The organism is Pseudoalteromonas sp. JC3 (genome assembly GCF_030291895.1).
Lineage (GTDB): Bacteria > Pseudomonadota > Gammaproteobacteria > Enterobacterales > Alteromonadaceae > Pseudoalteromonas.
In genome coordinates this window covers 1,016,265-1,040,540 of record NZ_CP127855.1, presented here as the reverse complement: position 1 = coordinate 1,040,540, position 24,276 = coordinate 1,016,265, and the positions used below count along the sequence as shown (strand labels likewise).

At 49.6% G+C, this 24,276-nt stretch carries 18 protein-coding genes and 5 pseudogenes; 8 read left to right on the top strand and 15 right to left on the bottom strand.

The features are described 5' to 3' along the window. Positions 1-10: 10 nt before the first annotated feature. The 4 genes from QSH61_RS04135 to QSH61_RS04120 all read right to left on the bottom strand — a co-directional run bounded on the left by QSH61_RS04135 (position 11) and on the right by QSH61_RS04120 (position 5,561). Positions 11-2,899 (bottom strand): SNF2-related protein, encoded by a 2,889-nt coding sequence (locus tag QSH61_RS04135; RefSeq protein WP_206471843.1) that lies wholly within the window; start codon positions 2,897-2,899, stop codon positions 11-13. After that, entirely contained in the window at positions 2,896-3,825 is a 930-nt protein-coding gene (locus QSH61_RS04130) for a WYL domain-containing protein (RefSeq protein ID WP_140266232.1), read from the bottom strand. Before QSH61_RS04130 ends, QSH61_RS04135 begins: the two co-directional genes overlap by 4 nt. 317 nt (positions 3,826-4,142) lie before the next feature. Continuing rightward, entirely contained in the window at positions 4,143-4,331 is a 189-nt protein-coding gene (locus QSH61_RS24400; protein ID WP_502935078.1) for a hypothetical protein, read from the bottom strand. Positions 4,332-4,655: 324 nt separating this feature from the next. Next, the gene (locus QSH61_RS04120; protein ID WP_048609065.1) at positions 4,656-5,561 is read right to left on the bottom strand and encodes a 3'-5' exonuclease; all 906 of its coding nucleotides are present in this window, start codon (positions 5,559-5,561) and stop codon (positions 4,656-4,658) included. 641 nt (positions 5,562-6,202) lie between these two features. Here QSH61_RS04120 and umuD point away from each other — a divergent pair. The 4 genes and pseudogenes from umuD (at position 6,203) to QSH61_RS04100 (ending at position 9,039) form a co-directional block, all read left to right on the top strand. Then, on the top strand, positions 6,203-6,652 hold the full coding sequence (gene umuD, locus QSH61_RS04115) for a translesion error-prone DNA polymerase V autoproteolytic subunit (protein ID WP_206471842.1): 450 nt from the start codon (positions 6,203-6,205) through the stop codon (positions 6,650-6,652). Between the two features lie 7 nt (positions 6,653-6,659). Beyond that, a pseudogene (locus QSH61_RS04110) lies at positions 6,660-6,893 on the top strand (Y-family DNA polymerase); the annotation flags it as partial. A 387-nt stretch (positions 6,894-7,280) separates the two neighbouring features. After that, on the top strand, positions 7,281-8,495 hold the full coding sequence (locus tag QSH61_RS04105; protein ID WP_008844762.1) for a tyrosine-type recombinase/integrase: 1,215 nt from the start codon (positions 7,281-7,283) through the stop codon (positions 8,493-8,495). Positions 8,496-8,499: 4 nt separating this feature from the next. Further along, positions 8,500-9,039, top strand: coding sequence for a hypothetical protein (locus QSH61_RS04100; RefSeq protein ID WP_180824602.1), 540 nt, complete (start codon positions 8,500-8,502; stop codon positions 9,037-9,039). Here QSH61_RS04100 and QSH61_RS04095 read toward each other — a convergent pair. Then, a pseudogene (locus QSH61_RS04095) lies at positions 9,028-10,011 on the bottom strand (DUF4158 domain-containing protein); the annotation flags it as partial. The gene QSH61_RS04100 and the pseudogene QSH61_RS04095 overlap by 12 nt on opposite strands. A gap of 470 nt (positions 10,012-10,481) precedes the next feature. Here QSH61_RS04095 and sul2 point away from each other — a divergent pair. From sul2 to QSH61_RS04080, 3 genes are read left to right on the top strand one after another with little or no spacing between them, the layout of a single operon-like run. Beyond that, complete coding sequence (gene sul2, locus QSH61_RS04090) at positions 10,482-11,297, top strand: sulfonamide-resistant dihydropteroate synthase Sul2 (protein ID WP_001043260.1); 816 nt, start codon at positions 10,482-10,484, stop codon at positions 11,295-11,297. A 60-nt stretch (positions 11,298-11,357) separates the two neighbouring features. Further along, on the top strand, positions 11,358-12,161 hold the full coding sequence (gene aph(3'')-Ib, locus QSH61_RS04085; RefSeq protein ID WP_001082319.1) for an aminoglycoside O-phosphotransferase APH(3'')-Ib: 804 nt from the start codon (positions 11,358-11,360) through the stop codon (positions 12,159-12,161). Next, complete coding sequence (locus QSH61_RS04080) at positions 12,161-12,997, top strand: aminoglycoside O-phosphotransferase APH(6)-Id (protein WP_000480968.1); 837 nt, start codon at positions 12,161-12,163, stop codon at positions 12,995-12,997. The genes aph(3'')-Ib and QSH61_RS04080 overlap by 1 nt, the downstream gene beginning before the upstream one ends. Positions 12,998-13,103: 106 nt before the next feature. Here the strand turns inward: QSH61_RS04080 and QSH61_RS04075 are convergent. The 9 genes and pseudogenes from QSH61_RS04075 to tetR form a co-directional block, all read right to left on the bottom strand. After that, positions 13,104-13,508, bottom strand: a pseudogene (locus QSH61_RS04075) (IS91 family transposase); the annotation flags it as partial. 111 nt (positions 13,509-13,619) lie between these two features. Beyond that, positions 13,620-13,925, bottom strand: coding sequence for a LysR family transcriptional regulator (locus tag QSH61_RS04070; RefSeq protein ID WP_001255015.1), 306 nt, complete (start codon positions 13,923-13,925; stop codon positions 13,620-13,622). Between the two features lie 27 nt (positions 13,926-13,952). Beyond that, positions 13,953-15,167: a chloramphenicol/florfenicol efflux MFS transporter FloR gene (gene floR, locus QSH61_RS04065; protein WP_000214119.1), complete on the bottom strand. Its 1,215-nt coding sequence runs from the start codon at positions 15,165-15,167 to the stop codon at positions 13,953-13,955. A 216-nt stretch (positions 15,168-15,383) separates the two neighbouring features. Continuing rightward, positions 15,384-16,268, bottom strand: a complete 885-nt coding sequence (locus QSH61_RS04060; protein WP_001447541.1) for a DUF3363 domain-containing protein — start codon at positions 16,266-16,268, stop codon at positions 15,384-15,386. A 30-nt stretch (positions 16,269-16,298) separates the two neighbouring features. Further along, positions 16,299-17,327 (bottom strand): annotated as a pseudogene (locus QSH61_RS04055) (IS91-like element ISCR2 family transposase); the annotation flags it as partial. A 61-nt stretch (positions 17,328-17,388) separates the two neighbouring features. Continuing rightward, positions 17,389-17,676, bottom strand: a pseudogene (locus QSH61_RS24295) (DNA topoisomerase III); the annotation flags it as partial. A gap of 82 nt (positions 17,677-17,758) precedes the next feature. After that, positions 17,759-18,271: a dihydrofolate reductase gene (locus tag QSH61_RS04050; RefSeq protein WP_086371372.1), complete on the bottom strand. Its 513-nt coding sequence runs from the start codon at positions 18,269-18,271 to the stop codon at positions 17,759-17,761. A 345-nt stretch (positions 18,272-18,616) separates the two neighbouring features. Further along, a complete protein-coding gene (locus QSH61_RS04045) occupies positions 18,617-20,110 on the bottom strand; it encodes an IS91-like element ISCR2 family transposase (RefSeq protein ID WP_001120888.1) in 1,494 nt (497 codons plus the stop codon). Positions 20,111-20,288: 178 nt separating this feature from the next. Then, positions 20,289-20,891 (bottom strand): tetracycline resistance transcriptional repressor TetR, encoded by a 603-nt coding sequence (gene tetR / locus QSH61_RS04040; RefSeq protein WP_000113092.1) that lies wholly within the window; start codon positions 20,889-20,891, stop codon positions 20,289-20,291. Positions 20,892-20,971: 80 nt separating this feature from the next. Here tetR and tet(59) point away from each other — a divergent pair, with 80 nt between their 5' ends. Continuing rightward, positions 20,972-22,174: a tetracycline efflux MFS transporter Tet(59) gene (gene tet(59) / locus QSH61_RS04035; protein WP_010604481.1), complete on the top strand. Its 1,203-nt coding sequence runs from the start codon at positions 20,972-20,974 to the stop codon at positions 22,172-22,174. A gap of 378 nt (positions 22,175-22,552) precedes the next feature. Here tet(59) and QSH61_RS04030 read toward each other — a convergent pair whose 3' ends face one another. Further along, positions 22,553-24,046, bottom strand: a complete 1,494-nt coding sequence (locus QSH61_RS04030; protein ID WP_001120888.1) for an IS91-like element ISCR2 family transposase — start codon at positions 24,044-24,046, stop codon at positions 22,553-22,555. Positions 24,047-24,276 lie beyond the last annotated feature (230 nt).

Here is a 24,276-nt window from a genome sequence, read left to right as displayed (position 1 = left end):
TCTTATAAAATTAAATTACTTGCCAACGAATTGTGAACAACTCTGTCACTTCAGTTCTTTGCTTCATGCGCTCTTCTAAAGCAGCGATTAGTTCATCCCGCTTATCAGCAATTTCGTCTTCAATATCAAATATCTCCATTCGCTGGCGTTTTTGTAGTCGTTCCAGTTGCTTGAGTTTCTCTTGATTTAGCTTTTGCTCTTCAACTGTTAGAGCGTGCCTAGACTCTCTCTTTACTGACTTAATTTGTGCCTTCGTATCTCGCAGCGCTTCCTCTGCTGCGAACACTTTGTCTTCAGCCCACTTCTCTAATTTGTCTCTCTCAACTTCAAACAATGCATTATTTTCGTCCATAACTTCAGCCAGCTTGGCGTCAATTTGGCGTTTTTTCAGTTCAATAAGCTCAGAAGGTAGGGTACTTTGCTCGTTGCCATTCTCACTTCGGCCTACACTCGCCCCTAAATTAAACAGCCTTTTACAAGCATCATTATCAATAAGTTGGCCACTGTCTGTTTTAGCTGTAAAAAGCAAAAACTCTTGCCTGTTGAATGCATCAACTCCAAGAACACTCAACGTTAACCACCCTGACTGGCCCTTTAACTTTTCAGCAACAGATATCTTCGTTGCGTGATTGGTGTAGTCGAACGACAGCAGTGCTCGTTTAGTTTCTATCGATTTAGCATTATCAATTACATATTCACCAAGTGGATGATTAATGCGGTAAGCATGGCTATGTTGATCTTGAACTTGCAACTCACTGTTTTCACTACCTGCTTTTCTCAGCAATTGATATTGACCTACCGGTAGCTGCTTGACTGATTTCTGTAGCGTAAATCGATAATTTTCGTGGTCAAAACTGGCGCAATCTTTTAATTGTTGATGCGTTACAGCCCAAAACCACCGTCCCACTTTGTCTAGGCGCTCTCTTGCTTCGTCGAGTTTGATCTTTAGAATATCGTGGATGTCTTCATCAAAGTGCTCAAGTAACTTTTCTTGGGTCCTTTGCATTTTGACGCTAATTTCCTCTTCAAGCTCTTTTTGTAGCAACGAGAATGCAGCTTCAATTTCTTCAGACGAGCGGCATGAGTCATAGATAGATTGAATTCTTTTTTCAAAGTCTACACCGCTCTCGATACTGCCTAATACGCTATCTGATGCGCCAAACACACCATCAAATAGATTAAACTTTTCTGTTAGCAGTTCGAGTACTCGCTGATCTGCCTGGTTTCGTTGATTGAGAAAGTTAACGACAACGACATCAAACTTTTGACCATATCGGTGACAACGGCCAATCCGCTGTTCTACACGCTGCGGGTTCCAAGGCAAATCGTAATTGATTAACAGAGAGCAAAACTGAAGGTTAACACCTTCAGCCGCCGCCTCTGTCGCAATCATAATTTCAGCATGTTCTTTAAAATGGTCTATCAGCGCAGAGCGCTTATCAATTTGTGCTGACCCTGTAACACGTGATGCCCCTTGATATTGCTCTTTCCACTGTTGATAAATCTTGTTCGCTTGAGGCGTGTTGTTAGTGCCACTAAAAGTAACGACTTTATCGGCATAACCATTGTTTTCGAGAAATTCTGCTAAGTACTGCTGGGTACGCATTGACTCAGTGAAGATGATGACTTTTTTGGCAGCGCCCATTTCAGCGAGTTGCACAAACCCTTTTTCTAAACCAACAAGTAGCTCTTTTGATTTGGTATCAACCCCGATTTTCTCTGCTTTCTTGATCAAGATTTCCAGTTCTGAGATTTCAGCATGAAGAGCAGAAAAATCTATTGGTTTTTTCTCTTGCGCTTCAGATGTACTATCAAGTTCATCAACAAAATCATCCTCCAAATCGTCGTCTGTAATGATTTGTTGGACGATGTCGATTGCACTGTCATCTTCCCCGTCACTCGCTAACTTTTCCAATCGATACTTAAGGATCTGCAAGTTGTTAAGCACTGCCTTTGTACTTGAAGACAAAAGTTTTCTCAGGATCAATCCTGTCAGATGTCGATGTCTCTTCGGTAGTGCATAACTGTCTTCTCGTTCAAGCAATAATTGCACGCGTTCGTACAAATCTTGCTCTTGTTCACTAGGGTAAAAAGGTATTGTTATAGCCTTTCGCTCTGTGTACTTAATGTATTCAAGCACGTTTTTACGCAGCGTTCGCTTTACAAACCCAGACAAACGTTCTTTCAACTCCAAAGGGTCGCTATCCGCCTGCATAAATTGTTTTCGGAATGCTTTTTGATCGCCAAAAGCATGCTCGTCAATTAATGTAGACATGCCATAAAGCTCCATTAAAGAATTTTGTAATGGCGTGGCAGTCAGTAACAGTTTCTTTCGGCCATCTAAAGCTCGTTTGAGAGCTTGACCCATTTTGTTACTTTCACGATGTGCATTCCTAAGCTTGTGGGCTTCATCAATTACGACCAAATCCCACATTTCAGCAACAAGTTTATCTTCTAATCTTGCCGCATAATGGTAAGACATGATGACAATTTGCTTGTTATTGAGAGGATTATAAATACCTTCCCTTTGCAACTGGTTAAATGTTTTTGCATCAATAACTTGAGATGGCAGATTGAATTTTTCTAACAATTCACAGGCCCACTGACGTCTCAATGACGCAGGGCAGATGATTAACAACTTCCGTTTACGTTCAGCCCAGTATTGACAAAGGACTAATCCAGCTTCAATTGTTTTACCCAAACCGACTTCATCAGCAAGTACAACACCTTTGCTGAGCGGATTTTCAATGGCAAAAAGTGCGGCTTCAATCTGGTGTGGGTTCAGATCAACGCTGGCGTCAAATAGCGACTGGGATAGCCTATCAACCCCATTATTTGAATGCAGGATTGATAATTCGTGCGCAAAATACTTAGCATGATATTCCGTAATATTGTTCATTCATCTTCCTCATAACTTGGCGCTAAAGCTAAGTTTGCTACTCCATATAACGCTTGTTTGTTTTTCAGCCATAGTTGATATTCAAGTTGCTTTAATGAGTGATTATATGAACAGTCAACATTCCAAAGCCGAAGCAAGTACCCCGCAGTTGCCGCTCTAATCTCAACCTTTAGAACGCCACCCGTCATGCCATAGTCCAGCTCTATCGCTTCACTGTGCTCTATGCGTGGGTGTGGTACTAACTCAAGCTCTACAAAGCGATTCCATTGCCGGTCTTGGGTTTCAAGTTCAGTCTCTAACAAAGTGGAACCTTCAAGCACAACCGCAGCTTTAATTCGGGTCAGCACAAAGTCACGGAACTCATTATGCTTGCGATCAAAACCACGAACGTGCCAACGCAGGCCATTATCCACCAGCGTATGCGGCACAATTTCACGCGTTGTTTCACCACTCGATAACGACACATAGGTGATACTCAAGGCTTTGCCTTTGTGTATGCCCTCGGTGACTTTCGCCACTATCGATAAACTCGGCTTATTTAGGTGATAAGGCGCTTCACAAGCCAGAGGTGGTTTTACCTTTCCAGTGAAGCCATCACCGTACCCTTGGCTAATGGTCGCCAGCGTTCTCACAACGTCATAATCGAACAAGGGTTCAAATGCTTCACCACGCTTATGCAATTTGAGCTTTTGGTCATACTCAATGTTGCTTGGCGCAAGCTCTCGGTATAGGGTGAAGTCTTTCGTTGCTTGTGCGGCGGCTATACTGAAGCGATCAACTAAATCCGCCCGTACCGCTTCGCCCTTAAACAATAAGGTGAAATCGATGTGGGCAATGCGATCCCTGGTTGCTTGTGGCAACTGCGCTATCTGCGAAAGCCTATCTGGCTTCGCCACTACGGTTTGTTTCAGACCATCATTTGTCATGCGTCTTGTTTATCCAATTCAACCAGATTCTTAAAACTCTGTTTATAAAGTACGGTCAGACATCGCTTAATCACATTGAATAGTGTCACTCAATGCTGCTCTTTATCCGCAATGACTTAGCAATCTCTACCGGTTGAAGCTGGACAGATAGCCATAAAACACTGAATAGGCTTCAACCTAATTAATTTTATTAGGTATCATCCTATCACAAATTATTTTGTAGGGAAGGCTAAGCGGCAACTTTTTGATCTAGATTGCAATTGCCGCTCAAGTATGGGCGTGAAGACATTGTTTCATGCCATTGCTGATAGCCGCTATCAATGCGCTACCCGAACCAATGGCACCACGATGTTGCCACGATGAGATACCCCTTTGTCCGACTCTGTAGACATCTGGGCTCGTTGCTCACTTTCCCGAATGCGCCTAGCAACTTCCGCCTGGGATGGTAGCAATGGCAACATCCCTTCAGCGATCGCGTCTGGGGCAGACTCTTGGCCACAGGACATCAAATGCTTCCATGGATCTTTAAGAAAGCGCTCGAACGTGATGCCAAATTCAATGATGCGGGCGGAGATGAAGATTTCGCCCCAGTATTCAATGTAGGTGTCTTGGTACATGGAAAGATTCCTCTTGTTGGTTATATACCCTGCCTACTTGCAGCCGCAGCGGTGTTACCTGCATTCGCTCACCCCAATCACATAGAAGATCTATGCTCATGGGCATTCGTTCACTTGCCGCCTAGCTGCAACACCAAGTAGTTTGGGTATAACGTAAGTTCACTTTCCATTTTCCAGATGTTTTCAAATATGCAAGGCTTACCTTGTAGAGAGCTACAAAGCTTTAAATCGATTACGGGCATCTTTGTAGTCATAGTGGGCATGTTCTGAGCCACGATGATACAAATCATCCAGGTAAGTTTGTTCCTGCGGCAACTCGTCTTCGCTGATTTCGCGCCACCAATGCTTGTTGGCACCTTTAACGCCGTCATGCCAACGGTAACCACGTTCTTTTAAATAGTCCTTTACGTCAAACGGCGCACCAAACGCACGAACTAACACAGTTCGCCTGTCTGCTTCAGACAACAAGTTTGCAACGGACTCGGGCAACAAATGGAACAACCAGGCCATCGCCAAACAATCGGTTGCGGCTCGGTGTCCTTCATAAAACCAACCTAAGCGAAGCAGCAGGTACTCAAGCTTTCGACTTTCAAAACCCAGCGCCTTCCAATCTATGCCACTGGCTGAACAGGCCCAAGATAGATGGCCTAATGCAGCAAACCGCTTTTCAAAGAAAGGACGATCAAACTGTGCATTGTGTGCAACCACCAGCGGATCATCGGATAACCAACTCGCTACCAGTGAATCATCAATGCGCTGGCCTCGCACCATGTCATCGGTAATACCGGTTAACTCTGTAATCAGCTCGGGGATTGGCTTGCCGGGATCTTCATACAAACTGATCACATCAACAATCGACACAATCCGCTTAGCCGAGGGACTGTAAAGCACCTTAACCATACCAAGCTCAATAATGGACTCGTCATCGGCAGACAGTCCGGTTGTCTCTGTATCGAGCAGCACCATTGGCTGTTCATCACCGACCACAGGAGATAGTTCAAGTGGCCAGGACTGCGGCTCACGCGTTAATGGAATACGCTCCAGCAATCTAAAATCTTCTGGTCTGTCTGGGATATCCGCGAGGCGCTCTAGCGGAAATGGCGCAGGGGCTCTTGTCATTGATGGTTCCTCTTCAATTCTATTGTTCGCTTTAGGTTATTTCACTGTGCCACAGGTTTTTCAAAATGCACCTTGAATACCTCTGCGTTTTTTTAATCTTTCTATTGGTTGAACCCATGTATGAAGGCTTTGGCTAAGCCTTTCAGAAAGCCTTAGCTAAACCGTTTAGGTAACCCTTACCGATACCCTTTACGTATGGCTTAGCCAATCCCTTTTCAAACGGTTGAAAAAGGCTTTAACTGAGTTCGACTGAGCATTTTAATGATGCTCCTGACTTCGCTTTAAGCCAGTAAATTCAATACGAAGCAGAATTTTACTAACTGTTTTTAAACCCTTTGCAAAGGGTTCAACAAGCCTTGTCTGACGGTTACTTGACCCATGCATTAACCAGTAGCAGTAACAGGATCAGTAACAGAAACAAGAGCAGTAGGCAGAAGCAGTATTGTCCAAGCCTTGCAGGCTTTGACGAGGGCGAGCGATCCCCCCACATCTAGTTTTTCAACACAAAAAAGAAATCACCGACAACACAGCGTCTTACACGAACAACTACAGTTTTACCTACAATTTTACTTGTAGAAATCAGCATAGCATTAGATACTGTATAAACAAACAGTATTAATTATGATTTTTCGAGGTTCGTCATGAATGTCTCGCTGATAGGCCGTAGCGGCGCACTTGCCTTCATCAAAGCCAAGCGCCTTCGTATTCCATTGTTCATGGAACGTGTTTCTGCTGGTTTTCCCTCCCCAGCGCAGGATTATGTTGAGCAAACGCTCGACCTCAACGAGCTGTGCATCAAGCGACCAGCTGCAACGTTCTTTGTGCGTGTTGAAGGTGATTCAATGATTGATGCCGGGATTCACCCAGATGATATTTTGGTGGTTGATCGCTCTGTCAAAGCAGAACACGGTGACATTGTCATCGCTGGTATCCATGGTGAACTCACGGTAAAGGAGCTTCAACTAAGGCCGTGCGTCATGCTGATCCCAAGAAACCAGGTGTATGAGCCCATTCATATTCCTGAAGGGACAGAGTTAGAGATATTTGGTGTGGTCACCAATGTGGTGCGAAACATACGCCGTAAGTCGTGACTATCCCATGCCAGTATTTGCCTTGGTGGACTGCAACAACTTTTACGCCAGTTGTGAGAAGCTGTTTCGTCCTGATTTAAAAGATACGCCGATTGTGGTGCTGTCCAACAATGACGGCTGCGTGGTTGCACGGTCGCGTGAAGCTAAGTTACTCGGTATTAAAATGGGCGTACCCGTCTTTCAAATCAAAGCTGAAATGCAGCGCCATGGCATTTTGGCATTCTCGTCCAACTATGCGCTTACAGTTGGGAAATACTTTAGACATCACATGTTGTAATGTTTCAGGTTGTATAAATTAGACGTCGAGATGAGGGGTGGTTACAATTTTTACTATTGGTTAAGAAATATCTTGAAAAAGTAGATGTATGAACGCGTAACCCCCTGGGGGAAGGCTTAGCAGTGTGAATAACGGATGATTTAGGTGTTAATGTGATTGAACAAAATAGGTCGTTTCCAGATGACTTCGGCTTTGACTATTGTCTTATGTGGATTAGTACGGAGAAATATCCCTCATTTATAAGTAGGCCACACCCTGACAGACAGTGGCGAGATCATCCATGACGTTAGGGACAACTCAAAACCATTTGCTCATAAACTTCCAATTTTAATAGACCCCGATGGTATCAATGTGGTGCCAGTGAATCTATATCTTCACTCTTTGTTGGCAGATCCAGATATATCCTCCGATAAGACGATTCAATCCCATGCAGTTGCGTTATTGAGCTTCTATCGGTGGTTGAGCACGGAAATCCCCGAACATACACACCCAAGGACTGGCCTTCTGGTTGATGAAAAACCTCCGTTAACAATATATGACTGCACCGAGAAGGTAGAGGAAAGTCCAATCGTGAGATATCGAGACTATTTATTGGAAAACCTTTATACCAAGGATGAAACTGGAAAAGTCGGTGGTTCTCCAAGTACAGCCTCTAACTATGTTTTGAAAGTTGTCAATTACTTCATCTTCCTTCATCGCCAGCGGATCATTTCAATCAGCAAAACCTTTCGACCATTTGAGTTTAAGGCAAAGACTGTTCGCATAAGCAACAAAGGAAACAGAGCACAACATGAAATGCTCTCACATCTCAATCGCAGTCACAGTAAGGAAATTATTGTATACACCACAGGTCTCACTAGACCATTTAAGAACATAAAAAAACCTCAAGATGCTGATATTCGAGAGCTTAACCCACTTCGTGAAGATGAAAAACAAGAGCTTTATAAACACCTTGATATTGAAAATTCATCTGACACTAAAGCCCTAATGGTGTACTTAAAAACTGAAACGGGATTGAGATTGGAGGAATTAATAACATTTCCTGCCTCTGTCGTGGACAAGCCAAAAGCTAAAGTAGTTAAGGTGCAAATTGGTGAGAATATTAACGGTTGCTTAACCAAGTTCAAAAAAAACAGAACAATTGAAATCCCAGCCAGTGTCATGGATCTGTTGTACGAGTACAAGTTAAGTAAGGCGAGGAAGAAGGCTATTGAAAAAGGATTACTTCGCCATAACCACTTATTCGTTAAATCGAATGGCAATATCTACGCTCCAAACACCATTCAAAAGTATGTGGAAACTATCCGCAATGATTTGACACACTGTGGGCTTGATATTTATTTTGCCCCTCATGACTTACGAGCCACTTTCGCAACCGACTGGCTGTACAGCAAACATATGGAAACAGGTAAGCCCTTCGAGGCTTTGTTACAGGAGCTGGCTGATTTGATGGGGCATGAAAGCACCTCTACCACTCAAAAATACGTTAACTACATGAATGACAATAAAACATGGTTGGAATTCGCTCAGCGTAAAAATCAATTCGCACAACAATCGCTGAGGTGATGATATGGCAAAAAGTCGATTAGCAGCATCGAGAAATCAAAATAAATCACCCGCTCCGCCGATTACTAAGAAAAATGTTACTTCATTAGATTTGATCGTTGATATACGGCCAGAAGGGGTGCTAAACAGCACAAGACACAATTTTATTTATTGGTGTCATGAACAGTGTGATCCCAAAAAACCATTAGCTAAACCCTCTCGACTGGAAAGAATGCAAAAGCTAAAAAGATGGGTTGATCAAGAGAAGAAAAATGAAACCAATGCATGGTCTCTAGTAGTTAAATTAAGCGCCTTAAAGACTTACATTGCATTTTGCGACATTAAGAAGTTCGACCCTTTTAGTCAGGCTGGATATCTTTATTACGCTGGTAACTCAGGTGAGTTACGGCGCTTAGTTGACATTGCTAGTGAGCCTAAAAAATACCAATTTCAGTATCATAATGGTGAAGAGTTTGGTTTGTTGGAATCCTCAGCTCTTCAAAAAAAGATGAATCTCGACTCGATGCTTCCAGTGCTTGATTTTGATGTGTCAGTCCGCGGCTGACTGCCAGGACAGGAACACTGCTTGTTGTGCAAAGGTGTTGGCAGCTTCTTGTTGCTTGCGGATATGGTAAATGAACCCATCAGTTAACCGTTCCAGTGCCAGTTGTATCCGCTCTGTCAGGTGACATAGCAACCATAGATGCTGCTGTGCGCGTTTGAATCGTTTGAGTTTACTACCGTAATAGTTGATGAGCTCACCGAAGTGTTGTCGATTTTTAAGAGACAGATTAAGCCCATCGATAACGCCATTGATTTGCGTGCGCCATGGCGCTAACTGATGATAAAGGGCAAGCTCTTTTTTAAGTTCAGGTACGGTCAGACTTTTTGCACCGCCTCTGAGCTGGTTCAGGCTTAGTCCGTCATCAATGGCTGTTATGCTGTCCAGAAAGACGTGAAGTTCAGGACTGGTGAGTTGATTAAGTTGGTGCGCCAGGTCTTTTCTGACCTGCTGCATCGCTCTGCTTATCAGTCTCTGGAGTACGGTGTACCTAGGGATAGCAATGCTGTGACTGGTTAGGAATTCAATAGCAGTATCAAAGAGGTAACGCGGCTCCAGCCAGGCATTGCCCACCTGAACAAGGTGGTCGAAAAGAGAATTGAAGTGCTGACTTTCGTCCCATTTGTGATAACCAGCAAGGTCTAATACTTTTGCGTAGAGTCGATCTTTTTGTTTTTGTGAGGGAGTGAATGGTCTGAGCCCCTTGCCGCCAAGCAGCTCTTTACTGATGAACATTAAATCCTTAGAAACCTGCGAGTAAGCGATATCTAGGATGACGGGCTTTGATTTGAAGTATCCCAAAATCGCGACAAAGTAACATCTATGAGCTCTGAGACGAATTGACCGAAAAACTGCCAATTCCGCATCGTTCAGAGAAAAGTACAGACGTTGTTCTTCGATTGAAAAAATGGGTGGGGAATAAAGATCTGCCTGTTCTGCTCTCGTGAGAATAGTAATTTCGTTTTTGATGGCCATATCAGGGCTGTTCCGTATTAAATGTACGATATTTACCTAATTTGCCACACTTATAAGTAGTAACCCACCTCCGCAGCCATTTATTGGTGTGGTCTACAGAGGATTAAGTCTTTTTAGAGGGGAAAATCCCTAGAACCCCATCTCCAAACATATCAAGCGTGTCTGTATCCCACTCTATTGTAAACAAGACATTTTTATCTTTTATATTCAATGGCTTATTTTCCTGCTAATTGGTAATACCATGAAAAATACCATGCTCAGAAAAGGCTTAACAATATTTTGAAAAATTGCCTACTGAGCGCTGCCGCACAGCTCCATAGGCCGCTTTCCTGGCTTTGCTTCCAGATGTATGCTATTCTGCTCCTGCAGCTAATGGATCACCGCAAACAGGTTACTCGCCTGGGGATTCCCTTTCGACCCGAGCATCCGTATGAGACTCATGCTCGATTATTATTATTATAGAAGCCCCCATGAATAAATCGCTCATCATTTTCGGCATCGTCAACATAACCTCGGACAGTTTCTCCGATGGAGGCCGGTATCTGGCGCCAGACGCAGCCATTGCGCAGGCGCGTAAGCTGATGGCCGAGGGGGCAGATGTGATCGACCTCGGTCCGGCATCCAGCAATCCCGACGCCGCGCCTGTTTCGTCCGACACAGAAATCGCGCGTATCGCGCCGGTGCTGGACGCGCTCAAGGCAGATGGCATTCCCGTCTCGCTCGACAGTTATCAACCCGCGACGCAAGCCTATGCCTTGTCGCGTGGTGTGGCCTATCTCAATGATATTCGCGGTTTTCCAGACGCTGCGTTCTATCCGCAATTGGCGAAATCATCTGCCAAACTCGTCGTTATGCATTCGGTGCAAGACGGGCAGGCAGATCGGCGCGAGGCACCCGCTGGCGACATCATGGATCACATTGCGGCGTTCTTTGACGCGCGCATCGCGGCGCTGACGGGTGCCGGTATCAAACGCAACCGCCTTGTCCTTGATCCCGGCATGGGGTTTTTTCTGGGGGCTGCTCCCGAAACCTCGCTCTCGGTGCTGGCGCGGTTCGATGAATTGCGGCTGCGCTTCGATTTGCCGGTGCTTCTGTCTGTTTCGCGCAAATCCTTTCTGCGCGCGCTCACAGGCCGTGGTCCGGGGGATGTCGGGGCCGCGACACTCGCTGCAGAGCTTGCCGCCGCCGCAGGTGGAGCTGACTTCATCCGCACACACGAGCCGCGCCCCTTGCGCGACGGGCTGGCGGTATTGGCGGCGCTGAAAGAAACCGCAAGAATTCGTTAACTGCACATTCGGGATATTTCTCTATATTCGCGCTTCATCAGAAAACTGAAGGAACCTCCATTGAATCGAACTAATATTTTTTTTGGTGAATCGCATTCTGACTGGTTGCCTGTCAGAGGCGGAGAATCTGGTGATTTTGTTTTTCGACGTGGTGACGGGCATGCCTTCGCGAAAATCGCACCTGCTTCCCGCCGCGGTGAGCTCGCTGGAGAGCGTGACCGCCTCATTTGGCTCAAAGGTCGAGGTGTGGCTTGCCCCGAGGTCATCAACTGGCAGGAGGAACAGGAGGGTGCATGCTTGGTGATAACGGCAATTCCGGGAGTACCGGCGGCTGATCTGTCTGGAGCGGATTTGCTCAAAGCGTGGCCGTCAATGGGGCAGCAACTTGGCGCTGTTCACAGCCTATCGGTTGATCAATGTCCGTTTGAGCGCAGGCTGTCGCGAATGTTCGGACGCGCCGTTGATGTGGTGTCCCGCAATGCCGTCAATCCCGACTTCTTACCGGACGAGGACAAGAGTACGCCGCAGCTCGATCTTTTGGCTCGTGTCGAACGAGAGCTACCGGTGCGGCTCGACCAAGAGCGCACCGATATGGTTGTTTGCCATGGTGATCCCTGCATGCCGAACTTCATGGTGGACCCTAAAACTCTTCAATGCACGGGTCTGATCGACCTTGGGCGGCTCGGAACAGCAGATCGCTATGCCGATTTGGCACTCATGATTGCTAACGCCGAAGAGAACTGGGCAGCGCCAGATGAAGCAGAGCGCGCCTTCGCTGTCCTATTCAATGTATTGGGGATCGAAGCCCCCGACCGCGAACGCCTTGCCTTCTATCTGCGATTGGACCCTCTGACTTGGGGTTGATGTTCATGCCGCCTGTTTTTCCTGCTCATTGGCACGTTTCGCAACCTGTTCTCATTGCGGACACCTTTTCCAGCCTCGTTTGGAAAGTTTCATTGCCAGACGGGACTCCTGCAATCGTCAAGGGATTGAAACCTATAGAAGACATTGCTGATGAACTGCGCGGGGCCGACTATCTGGTATGGCGCAATGGGAGGGGAGCAGTCCGGTTGCTCGGTCGTGAGAACAATCTGATGTTGCTCGAATATGCCGGGGAGCGAATGCTCTCTCACATCGTTGCCGAGCACGGCGACTACCAGGCGACCGAAATTGCAGCGGAACTAATGGCGAAGCTGTATGCCGCATCTGAGGAACCCCTGCCTTCTGCCCTTCTCCCGATCCGGGATCGCTTTGCAGCTTTGTTTCAGCGGGCGCGCGATGATCAAAACGCAGGTTGTCAAACTGACTACGTCCACGCGGCGATTATAGCCGATCAAATGATGAGCAATGCCTCGGAACTGCGTGGGCTACATGGCGATCTGCATCATGAAAACATCATGTTCTCCAGTCGCGGCTGGCTGGTGATAGATCCCGTCGGTCTGGTCGGTGAAGTGGGCTTTGGCGCCGCCAATATGTTCTACGATCCGGCTGACAGAGACGACCTTTGTCTCGATCCTAGACGCATTGCACAGATGGCGGACGCATTCTCTCGTGCGCTGGACGTCGATCCGCGTCGCCTGCTCGACCAGGCGTACGCTTATGGGTGCCTTTCCGCAGCTTGGAACGCGGATGGAGAAGAGGAGCAACGCGATCTAGCTATCGCGGCCGCGATCAAGCAGGTGCGACAGACGTCATACTAGATATCAAGCGACTTCTCCTATCCCCTGGGAACACATCAATCTCACCGGAGAATATCGCTGGCCAAAGCCTTAGCGTAGGATTCCGCCCCTTCCCGCAAACGACCCCAAACAGGAAACGCAGCTGAAACGGGAAGCTCAACACCCACTGACGCATGGGTTGTTCAGGCAGTACTTCATCAACCAGCAAGGCGGCACTTTCGGCCATCCGCCGCGCCCCACAGCTCGGGCAGAAACCGCGACGCTTACAGCTGAAAGCGACCAGGTGCTCGGCGTGGCAAGACTCGCAGCGAACCCGTAGAAAGCCATGCTCCAGCCGCCCGCATTGGAGAAATTCTTCAAATTCCCGTTGCACATAGCCCGGCAATTCCTTTCCCTGCTCTGCCATAAGCGCAGCGAATGCCGGGTAATACTCGTCAACGATCTGATAGAGAAGGGTTTGCTCGGGTCGGTGGCTCTGGTAACGACCAGTATCCCGATCCCGGCTGGCCGTCCTGGCCGCCACATGAGGCATGTTCCGCGTCCTTGCAATACTGTGTTTACATACAGTCTATCGCTTAGCGGAAAGTTCTTTTACCCTCAGCCGAAATGCCTGCCGTTGCTAGACATTGCCAGCCAGTGCCCGTCACTCCGCGGTCTTCACTGCGTGATCGAGTTGATCGACACCCGCCGTGACACGCTCCATGAAGTGCCTGCCTGCGTCTGTTAGCCGAACGCCCCGCGCATGGCGCTCAAATAGCAGGACACCAAGGTTATCCTCCAGCGCTTTCACACGCGCGCTGACGCTCGACTGGCTGATACCAAGTGCCTTGGCCGCATGCCGAAAATTCAGATGCTCGGCGACGGCGATGAACTGAACAAGGGAAATGAGCGGTATCCTGCCAGACAGGATACCGACATTCACGAGGTTTCGATGGTTAGTGCGCCGCATCGGAGCGGGCCTGCTACCAGTCGTCGGTTAGACGACTGGCGACTTCTCGGTGGCAGCCCCACGGAGCCGAAGGAGCACCAGCCCCAACGAAACCAGTACCGCCATCGCCGTGGCGTAACAGATCACGGGCCACGCTGTGTCACCGTTTAAAAGTGCCACCGCCAATGTCCCGACAATGCTGACTATCAGGCTTTGAACGCAGAAGTAGAACGCGACCGCTGATCCCGCGATGTCGTCGAACTCTGCCAAAGCGCCGTTCGCGGTAACGGACACCGTGAAGACAATACCGACCGCGACAACCCACATCGGTAGGATGAAGGTGAGGAATGACGGCGAGCCGTAAAGTTCGCCGATCCCCAACAGGACCGCTCCGCAAACAAGCAACGCCATCCCACGCGCCACGCATCCTGCGATGCCCCATCTGGCGACAAAGGACTTCGCGAAACGGGTTGTCACGATCATTACAAGCGCGACAGTGGCGAAGGCAAAGCTGAATCCGATCTCGGAATATTCCGCTTGGCCTATGAGCACACGGGGAGCCGTCGAGAAGAAGACGAAGAAGGTGCCCATACCGGCGCTAAAGCCGACAGTGTAAACCCAAAAAGCCGGACTCGCGAAGATCGGCAAGACAGATCGGCGCGTCTTGACTTGATCCAGAGGGCGGGTTTCGTGCCACCTGAAACCCGCATTTAGGAGTGCGAGCATCGCCAGTATAGCCAAAGTAATGAATATCGCCTGCCATCCCAAGAACTCGCCGATCAATGCTCCGGCGATAGGGCCGAGCGCAGGCACGAACGCCAGCATCGAACTGAAAAGGCCGTAGATGACGACACCCTCAGGACGGTTGGCATAAACGTCGCGAACCGTCGCGAACGTCGCCACCAGCATGGCCGACGCGCCCACTGCTTGAAGTAGACGGAAAGCGACAAAGGCCGGTGCAGTTGAAGACCAAGCTGCTCCCAGAGACGCAATGACGAAAGCCGTTGCGCCCGCAAGTAGAATTGGCCGTCGCCCGATTCTGTCTGAGAGCGGACCAAAAATCACCTGGCCCACGCCGAGCATCACCATATAGAGGCTCAACGTGAGTTGGATCATAGCGGGCGTCGTGTTCAGGATGCCGGGCATCGCTGGAACGACAGGGAGATAAATATCCATCGCCAGTGAAGCGAGGATGTCGAAAGGAGCCATCAGCAGCAGTGCTGCCGGCAGCGTATAGGCCCACGCGGGGCGTGTGGTGGTCATGACGAATCAACCCTCGATTAAGGAATACCGGGCGACGTCTGCTCGTCAGCAATCAGATGAGACTAGCCTTACAGAGCGCCGCAACAACAATACTGGTTGTTGCGGCTTACTTGTCTGCTGACTTGGAATTTCCCATCTGATTACTCCACGCTTACGAATATGAATTGCTACATTTTATCCGATTATCTTTTGCTTCGCAATGCGGCATGGGCGCACTCAGCGTTCCAGCCCCCTCTGCCGCCCTAACTGCCACGACACCGACCCGCCCTGCACGATGCCCATAACCTCGCGGCCGAGTTGGCGGTCGATGATCGGCCGCCACGGGACAAGGGTGAACTCATGGGATTTCTCGACCACGGCGAACTTGCCGCTCGATAGATGCACGGTTCCGGTAAACTTGCCGCTGACGCTCTCGCCGTCCGTGGCGGCGCGGAACGGCAGGCCCTTACTCAAAGCCATATCCGATCCGACGCCGGCTACCTCGCGCTCCCGCAGGATGGCGAGAAGGTTGCGCCGGTAGAAGACGCGGCTGTCCCGGCTGCGGGTGGCGTCGCCCTGTTCGATATGGTGCTCGCGGCGCTGGTCCATGGCTTCGCGGACTTGTTGCCCGAAGCCGGTTGGCGCAAGGTCGGCCGTCTCGCCGTGGATCAGCCGCCGGTCCAGCCAGGTCGCGCCGTCCGATCCGATCTGTTTGTTCAGATCGACCGGGGAAAGGACGCGAACGCTGGCCTGACTGTCTCGGCCGGCGTCATGGGCGGCGGCACGGCTGACCAGATCATCGGGGATGCGCCATTGGTCGGCGTCGATCCGCTCGACGATACCGGCCCGGCGTAGCGCCTCCAGCCGGCGCACATGGGCATCGACATAGCCCTCATAGTCGCCGCCTGGAACGCGGCACGTATAGGAAGAATAAACGCCCTTTTCACCCAAGTCCAACAGCTTTGGACCGCAGTTGACTCTTTCGACACCCCTGCGATGCAACCCAATCCGGCTGACGGGGAGCCAGCAACGCTGAAAATTTACCCTCCTCTTTCCCACTAGCGGCTCCTTTTCCGACAACCAGCACGGCGGATCCCTGCCGCGGCGCTGTGAACGCAGCATTTTGATTGGTATCGTTGGCCTTCAGGCTCGTCAGTCAAACAGACCCAGGAGCAGCTCAGCCGGTGGCGCCCGGCTTTCGGGTAACGCCCTGGTCCCGCTGGTTTCGGCTTTGTGCTTCAGGTGATCAAGGATCTGCTTGATCACTATAGGGTCTTCAATGCAGGCGATGACTTTCATGGCGCCGCCGCAGCCGCTGCAGGTCTCGATGTCGATATTGAAAACACGCTTGAGCCGTTGCGCCCATGTCATCGACGCTCGCCGTTGTGCTGGTGTTGCCGGTTCATCAGCCACCCTGACCTTGTTGCCCCTGCCCCGTTTTGCCGGCGTGACCAACGCCCGGTGCCGACTGTTGGGTGCGAACACCCCGTGGAAGCGGGTTAGGTTGACTCTGGGCTTCGGTACCAGGGCGGCCAGCCTTGCAATGAAATCCAATGGTTCGAAAATGACGTGCGTGGTGCCGTCCCGGTACGGCGTCTTGAGCTGGTAGCGCACGTTGCCGCCTCGTGTTAACGACAGCCGCTTCTCGGATACCGCCGGGCGGCTGATGTACCGGCACAGCCGTTCGAGCTTCTTGCGTTCATCGGCCCTGGCCGCCACGCCGGCGTGCAGGCTGGACCCGGCTACCTTGCCAATCCCGTCACCGAACGGATCACCACTGGTCGGCAGAGTTTGCAAAGTGAACACCTTTCGCCCCGCCTGTGAACCGACAGCGATACGGTAAGTGATCGAGTGCCCCAGCAGGGGTGTCATCGGGTCGTCATCCACCGCATCCGAGGCCAGATAGCTGTTTTCGACATCCCGTTCCAGCAGGCCTTGCCGTTCCAGATAGCGACCCACCCGGTGGGCGATGGTGTGCGTCAGCTGGGTGAGCTCTGGGCTGGTCGGCGCCTTGACCCAGCGGAAACGCGCTGAGCCGTGGGATTGCTCGACATACACACCGTCGAGAAACAGCATGTGGAAGTGAACATTCAGATTGAGCGCCGATCCAAAACGCTGGATCAGGGTGACCGCGCCCGTCTTGGCCACTTGGTGGGTATGGCCCGCTTTCTTGACCAGGTGCCAATACCCATCTTTGTATCAACTCCCCTTCCTGCCCGGCATCCCCGCAATTGATGACTTCAGAACAAGATGCTACCAATTTTTCAATAACAGCAAATTGCCTTTTTACTCCATCGTTATCAATTAGTTTAATGCCAAATTTTTTAGGTACAATTGGCAGATCTTCCAATTTCCAGTATTTCCAATTTTCTTTGTAATCATGGGGTTCATTCAATGTACACAGATGGCCAAAAGTCCAGGTTACCCAATAGCCATTTCCTTCATAAAAGCCGTTGTTGCGTTGTTTTGCACCAATTACTTCGGCAATATCTTTTGCCACAGAAGGTTTTTCAGCTATACATAAAATCATAAGGAGGCAAAGTTAGTAAGGTCGTTGAAGTTTTGAAACCGTTACATACAAAACATTTCAACAAAAACAGTAAGTTTTAGAGTTATTTACGTGTATATTTTTTTATTTCAAAAGCAAAAGCGTGTTTTTCATCAATACCCTGTTTCAGTACAGTTTCACTATTCCACTCAGATTCAGAAAATTTAGGAAAAAAAGTATCTGCGTCAAACACTCCATCTACTTGTGTGATATACATTTCTTGAAGGATGTTTCGCTGCATAACTTCTGCATAAATTTGTCCCCCACCAATGATGAAAACAGTTCTTTCGGTTTCATTTTTATAGAACTCTAAACATTCAGTAAGTGAAAAAAAGACATGAGCTCCTGGTGCTTGATAGCCGATTTGGTGAGTTAAAACGGCATTTTCACGATTTGGCAAGGGTCTAAATTTCTCAGGAATAGATTCATAATTTTTACGTCCGGTTATTACTACATGACCTGTTGAAGTTTCTTTAAAGAATTTCATATCAGCCGGCAATTTCCATAACAAATCGTTGTCTTTACCAATGCCAAAATTTTTATCCATGGCAACAATTAATGATAGTTTCATAATGATCGGTATTGAATAATTAATTTTTTATTTGAGGCATTAAGCACATGCAATAATTTCTCAATTGGTTTTTTCACCTTTTCTTTCAAATGTAACTCATCTGCAGTTTGAATCATACGTATAGGAAGAATAAACGCCCTTTTCACCCAAGTCCAACAGCTTTGGACCGCAGTTGACTCTTTCGACACCCCTGCGATGCAACCCAATCCGGCTGACGGGGAGCCAGCAACGCTGAAAATTTACCCTCCTCTTTCCCACTAGCGGCTCCTTTTCCGACAACCAGCACGGCGGATCCCTGCCGCGGCGCTGTGAACGCAGCATTTTGATTGGTATCGTTGGCCTTCAGGCTCGTCAGTCAAACAGACCCAGGAGCAGCTCAGCCGGTGGCGCCCGGCTTTCGGGTAACGCCCTGGTCCCGCTGGTTTCGGCTTTGTGCTTCAGGTGATCAAGGATCTGCTTGATCACTATAGGGTCTTCAATGCAGGCGATGACTTTCATGGCGCCGCCGCAGCCGCTGCAGGTCTCGATGTCGATATTGAAAACACGCTTGAGCCGTTGCGCCCATGTCATCGACGCTCGCCGTTGTGCTGGTGTTGCCGGTTCATCAGCCACCCTGACCTTGTTGCCCCTGCCCCGTTTTGCCGGCGTGACCAACGCCCGGTGCCGACTGTTGGGTGCGAACACCCCGTGGAAGCGGGTTAGGTTGACTCTGGGCTTCGGTACCAGGGCGGCCAGCCTTGCAATGAAATCCAATGGTTCGAAAATGACGTGCGTGGTGCCGTCCCGGTACGGCGTCTTGAGCTGGTAGCGCACGTTGCCGCCTCGTGTTAACGACAGCCGCTTCTCGGATACCGCCGGGCGGCTGATGTACCGGCACAGCCGTTCGAGCTTCTTGCGTTCATCGGCCCTGGCCGCCACGCCGGCGTGCAGGCTGGACCCGGCTACCTTGCCAATCCCGTCACCGAACGGATCACCACTGGTCGGCAGAGTTTGCAAAGTGAACACCTTTCGCCCCGCCTGTGAACCGACAGCGATACGGTAAGTGATCGAGTGCCCCAGCAGGGGTGTCATCGGGTCGTCATCCACCGCATCCGAGGCCAGATAGCTGTTTTCGACATCCCGTTCCAGCAGGCCTTGCCGTTCCAGATAGCGACCCACCCGGTGGGCGATGGTGTGCGTCAGCTGGGTGAGCTCTGGGCTGGTCGGCGCCTTGACCCAGCGGAAACGCGCTGAGCCGTGGGATTGCTCGACATACACACCGTCGAGAAACAGCATGTGGAAGTGAACATTCAGATTGAGCGCCGATCCAAAACGCTGGATCAGGGTGACCGCGCCCGTCTTGGCCACTTGGTGGGTATGGCCCGCTTTCTTGACCAGGTGCGTGGCAATGACGCGGTAAACGATGCCCAGCACCCACCCCATGATCTCGGGCCGGCTGGCAAACAGGAAACGCAGCTGAAACGGGAAGCTCAACACCCACTGACGCATGGGTTGTTCAGGCAGTACTTCATCAACCAGCAAGGCGGCACTTTCGGCCATCCGCCGCGCCCCACAGCTCGGGCAGAAACCGCGACGCTTACAGCTGAAAGCGACCAGGTGCTCGGCGTGGCAAGACTCGCAGCGAACCCGTAGAAAGCCATGCTCCAGCCGCCCGCATTGGAGAAATTCTTCAAATTCCCGTTGCACATAGCCCGGCAATTCCTTTCCCTGCTCTGCCATAAGCGCAGCGAATGCCGGGTAATACTCGTCAACGATCTGATAGAGAAGGGTTTGCTCGGGTCGGTGGCTCTGGTAACGACCAGTATCCCGATCCCGGCTGGCCGTCCTGGCCGCCACATGAGGCATGTTCCGCGTCCTTGCAATACTGTGTTTAGCAAAAATGCAAGCCGATGAACAACTCGCGATGGCAACAGCTAAAAAATTGGTAGAACAAAAACGCCAAATTGAAAAACAATGTTCTAAATAAATCCACCACTCGCACAAATCCCCCCTATTGTGCGAGCCTAAAAACACAGACACCTTATCACTGCTTTTCGAAACCATTAATCAATGCTTCTAAACCAAATAAAAAAGCCTCTGTGCCATCATCTTGATCCATAATTTGCAAAGCATCTTTTAATAGTCGAGGCATCGTATCATCTGCTATTTGTTGCCTATCATTAAGTGCTGCGATATGTTCTTGCTGCTCTAACACAGAACCTAACGTAAAATGACCAACCGCGCTTATTGCATATAACCCACATTTTAATGAAAAACCATTGTCCACCATAAACTGCAACTGCATTTCTACGGTGTCATATTGGTCTGAACTCGGGCGAGTCCCTAAATGCACTTTTGCGCCATCACGGTAACTTAATAATGCATCACGAAAGCTCAATGCATTATTACGTAAAAATTGTTGCCACGTTTCCCCAACTGCGGGTAATGAATGACGATGATTACGCTTTAGCATTTCAACAGATAATGCATCCAACAATGTGCGCTTGTTCTTCACATGCCAATATAGTGTAGGCTGCTCTACGCCCAGTTTTTGAGCTAGTTTTCGCGTTGTCAGCCCTTCCATTCCCACTTCATTTAGCAACTCTAATGCCACTGTGATGATGGTTTCTTTATCTAATCGCGCCATACTGCCCTCTCTTTTTTTCTATTGACACTCTATCACTGATAGGGATATATTCCAACTCTATCAATGATAGAGAAAAAACGATGAATAAATTTGCGATCACCGCTTTAACGATCACCGCCCTAGATGCTATGGGGATCGGCTTGATCATGCCTGTATTGCCTACATTGTTACGTGAATACGTGTCGGCTGAAAATTTAGCAAATCATTACGGTATCCTGCTGGCACTGTATGCCATCATGCAGTTTTTTTTTGCTCCTCTACTTGGCAAATGGTCTGATAAATTCGGGCGCCGACCAATATTACTACTATCTCTTGCAGGCGCTGCTGTGGATTACACTTTGCTTGCATTATCTAGCTCACTTTGGATGCTATACGTTGGGCGATTAATTTCTGGAGTTACTGGCGCAACAGGTGCGGTCGCCGCTTCTGTTATTGCTGACAATACTGCTTCACAAGAGCGTACTAAGTGGTTTGGACGCTTAGGGGCGGCTTTTGGTGTCGGGTTAATCTCTGGCCCTGCAATTGGCGGCTTTACAGGGCAATTCTCAGCTCATCTTCCTTTTATTATTGCTGCCATTTTAAATGCGCTCTCTTTTTTAGTTATTATGTTGATATTTAAAGATAATAAAATCAAAAATACTGAAAAAAACACCACAGAAACAGCAGAAAATTCGCGACCTTTCCTGCAAGTGATCAAGCCAGTCATACTATTGTTATTTATCTTTTTTATGACTCAAATGATAGGGCAAATTCCAGCAACGACATGGGTGTTATTTACGGAACATCGTTTTCAATGGGGCAGTATGGAGATCGGCCTATCTTTAGCGGGGTTAGGCATCATGCATGCCTTGTTCCAAGCATTTGTAGCGGGCGCAATCGCCAAGAAATTCAATGAAAAAGTGACGATTATTGTGGGCTTTGTTGTTGATGGAGCAGCATTCATTATTTTGTCATTATTGACAAAGGGTTGGATGATTTACCCTACATTAATCTTACTCGCCGGCGGCAGTATTGCGCTACCAGCCTTACAGGGGTTAATGTCAGCTCAAGTCAATCAAACTAACCAAGGTAAGCTACAAGGCGTTCTAGTCAGCTTAACCAATACGACGGGGGTGATCGGCCCATTATTATTTAGCTTTATTTTTGGTCAAACACTGGCAAGTTGGGATGGCTGGATATGGATGATTGGTGCGATAATGTATGTTTTATTGATTGTATTTATTTTATCTTTTTATAGAAGCACCAAAAAGATAGTTAAAATAGCGAAGCTACCAGCGAGCTAAGTTTTAGCATATCAATATTAAGTGCTATGATACCCCTATCAGATTTGCTTTTAGCACAAGATATTAAGAGACAAACCCTATGACATTACCCCCTAAAAAACCAAGAACAAAACCTGCGGAAGAAAGGCTAGATGACCTAATGAACGTATAGGAAGAATAAACGCCCTTTTCACCCAAGTCCAACAGCTTTGGACCGCAGTTGACTCTTTCGACACCCCTGCGATGCAACCCAATCCGGCTGACGGGGAGCCAGCAACGCTGAAAATTTACCCTCCTCTTTCCCACTAGCGGCTCCTTTTCCGACAACCAGCACGGCGGATCCCTGCCGCGGCGCTGTGAACGCAGCATTTTGATTGGTATCGTTGGCCTTCAGGCTCGTCAGTCAAACAGACCCAGGAGCAGCTCAGCCGGTGGCGCCCGGCTTTCGGGTAACGCCCTGGTCCCGCTGGTTTCGGCTTTGTGCTTCAGGTGATCAAGGATCTGCTTGATCACTATAGGGTCTTCAATGCAGGCGATGACTTTCATGGCGCCGCCGCAGCCGCTGCAGGTCTCGATGTCGATATTGAAAACACGCTTGAGCCGTTGCGCCCATGTCATCGACGCTCGCCGTTGTGCTGGTGTTGCCGGTTCATCAGCCACCCTGACCTTGTTGCCCCTGCCCCGTTTTGCCGGCGTGACCAACGCCCGGTGCCGACTGTTGGGTGCGAACACCCCGTGGAAGCGGGTTAGGTTGACTCTGGGCTTCGGTACCAGGGCGGCCAGCCTTGCAATGAAATCCAATGGTTCGAAAATGACGTGCGTGGTGCCGTCCCGGTACGGCGTCTTGAGCTGGTAGCGCACGTTGCCGCCTCGTGTTAACGACAGCCGCTTCTCGGATACCGCCGGGCGGCTGATGTACCGGCACAGCCGTTCGAGCTTCTTGCGTTCATCGGCCCTGGCCGCCACGCCGGCGTGCAGGCTGGACCCGGCTACCTTGCCAATCCCGTCACCGAACGGATCACCACTGGTCGGCAGAGTTTGCAAAGTGAACACCTTTCGCCCCGCCTGTGAACCGACAGCGATACGGTAAGTGATCGAGTGCCCCAGCAGGGGTGTCATCGGGTCGTCATCCACCGCATCCGAGGCCAGATAGCTGTTTTCGACATCCCGTTCCAGCAGGCCTTGCCGTTCCAGATAGCGACCCACCCGGTGGGCGATGGTGTGCGTCAGCTGGGTGAGCTCTGGGCTGGTCGGCGCCTTGACCCAGCGGAAACGCGCTGAGCCGTGGGATTGCTCGACATACACACCGTCGAGAAACAGCATGTGGAAGTGAACATTCAGATTGAGCGCCGATCCAAAACGCTGGATCAGGGTGACCGCGCCCGTCTTGGCCACTTGGTGGGTATGGCCCGCTTTCTTGACCAGGTGCGTGGCAATGACGCGGTAAACGATGCCCAGCACCCACCCCATGATCTCGGGCCGGCTGGCAAACAGGAAACGCAGCTGAAACGGGAAGCTCAACACCCACTGACGCATGGGTTGTTCAGGCAGTACTTCATCAACCAGCAAGGCGGCACTTTCGGCCATCCGCCGCGCCCCACAGCTCGGGCAGAAACCGCGACGCTTACAGCTGAAAGCGACCAGGTGCTCGGCGTGGCAAGACTCGCAGCGAACCCGTAGAAAGCCATGCTCCAGCCGCCCGCATTGGAGAAATTCTTCAAATTCCCGTTGCACATAGCCCGGCAATTCCTTTCCCTGCTCTGCCATAAGCGCAGCGAATGCCGGGTAATACTCGTCAACGATCTGATAGAGAAGGGTTTGCTCGGGTCGGTGGCTCTGGTAACGACCAGTATCCCGATCCCGGCTGGCCGTCCTGGCCGCCACATGAGGCATGTTCCGCGTCCTTGCAATACTGTGTTTACATACAGTCTATCGCTTAGCGGAAAGTTCTTTTACCCTCAGCCGAAATGCCTGCCGTTGCTAGACATTGCCAGCCAGTGCCCGTCACTCCCTGTCGTCTGGGCGTTCCTCTGGGCTAAACATCGACATGATCCGGCGCTTAATATCGCCGTCCTTGTTGACCAGCGTCTTGGTCACGAAGGCCGCGTATTCTTTGGCGTTGT

Coding starts and splice junctions, on each gene's coding strand:
- QSH61_RS04135 (WP_206471843.1), bottom strand. CDS start 2,899: ATGAACAATATTACGGAATATCATGCTAAGTATTTTGCGCACGAATTA.
- QSH61_RS04130 (WP_140266232.1), bottom strand. CDS start 3,825: ATGACAAATGATGGTCTGAAACAAACCGTAGTGGCGAAGCCAGATAGG.
- QSH61_RS24400 (WP_502935078.1), bottom strand. CDS start 4,331: ATGTCCTGTGGCCAAGAGTCTGCCCCAGACGCGATCGCTGAAGGGATG.
- QSH61_RS04120 (WP_048609065.1), bottom strand. CDS start 5,561: ATGACAAGAGCCCCTGCGCCATTTCCGCTAGAGCGCCTCGCGGATATC.
- umuD (WP_206471842.1), top strand. CDS start 6,203: ATGAATGTCTCGCTGATAGGCCGTAGCGGCGCACTTGCCTTCATCAAA.
- QSH61_RS04100 (WP_180824602.1), top strand. CDS start 8,500: ATGGCAAAAAGTCGATTAGCAGCATCGAGAAATCAAAATAAATCACCC.
- sul2 (WP_001043260.1), top strand. CDS start 10,482: ATGAATAAATCGCTCATCATTTTCGGCATCGTCAACATAACCTCGGAC.
- QSH61_RS04080 (WP_000480968.1), top strand. CDS start 12,161: ATGTTCATGCCGCCTGTTTTTCCTGCTCATTGGCACGTTTCGCAACCT.
- QSH61_RS04070 (WP_001255015.1), bottom strand. CDS start 13,925: ATGCGGCGCACTAACCATCGAAACCTCGTGAATGTCGGTATCCTGTCT.
- floR (WP_000214119.1), bottom strand. CDS start 15,167: ATGACCACCACACGCCCCGCGTGGGCCTATACGCTGCCGGCAGCACTG.
- QSH61_RS04060 (WP_001447541.1), bottom strand. CDS start 16,268: ATGCTGCGTTCACAGCGCCGCGGCAGGGATCCGCCGTGCTGGTTGTCG.
- QSH61_RS04045 (WP_001120888.1), bottom strand. CDS start 20,110: ATGCCTCATGTGGCGGCCAGGACGGCCAGCCGGGATCGGGATACTGGT.
- tetR (WP_000113092.1), bottom strand. CDS start 20,891: ATGGCGCGATTAGATAAAGAAACCATCATCACAGTGGCATTAGAGTTG.
- QSH61_RS04030 (WP_001120888.1), bottom strand. CDS start 24,046: ATGCCTCATGTGGCGGCCAGGACGGCCAGCCGGGATCGGGATACTGGT.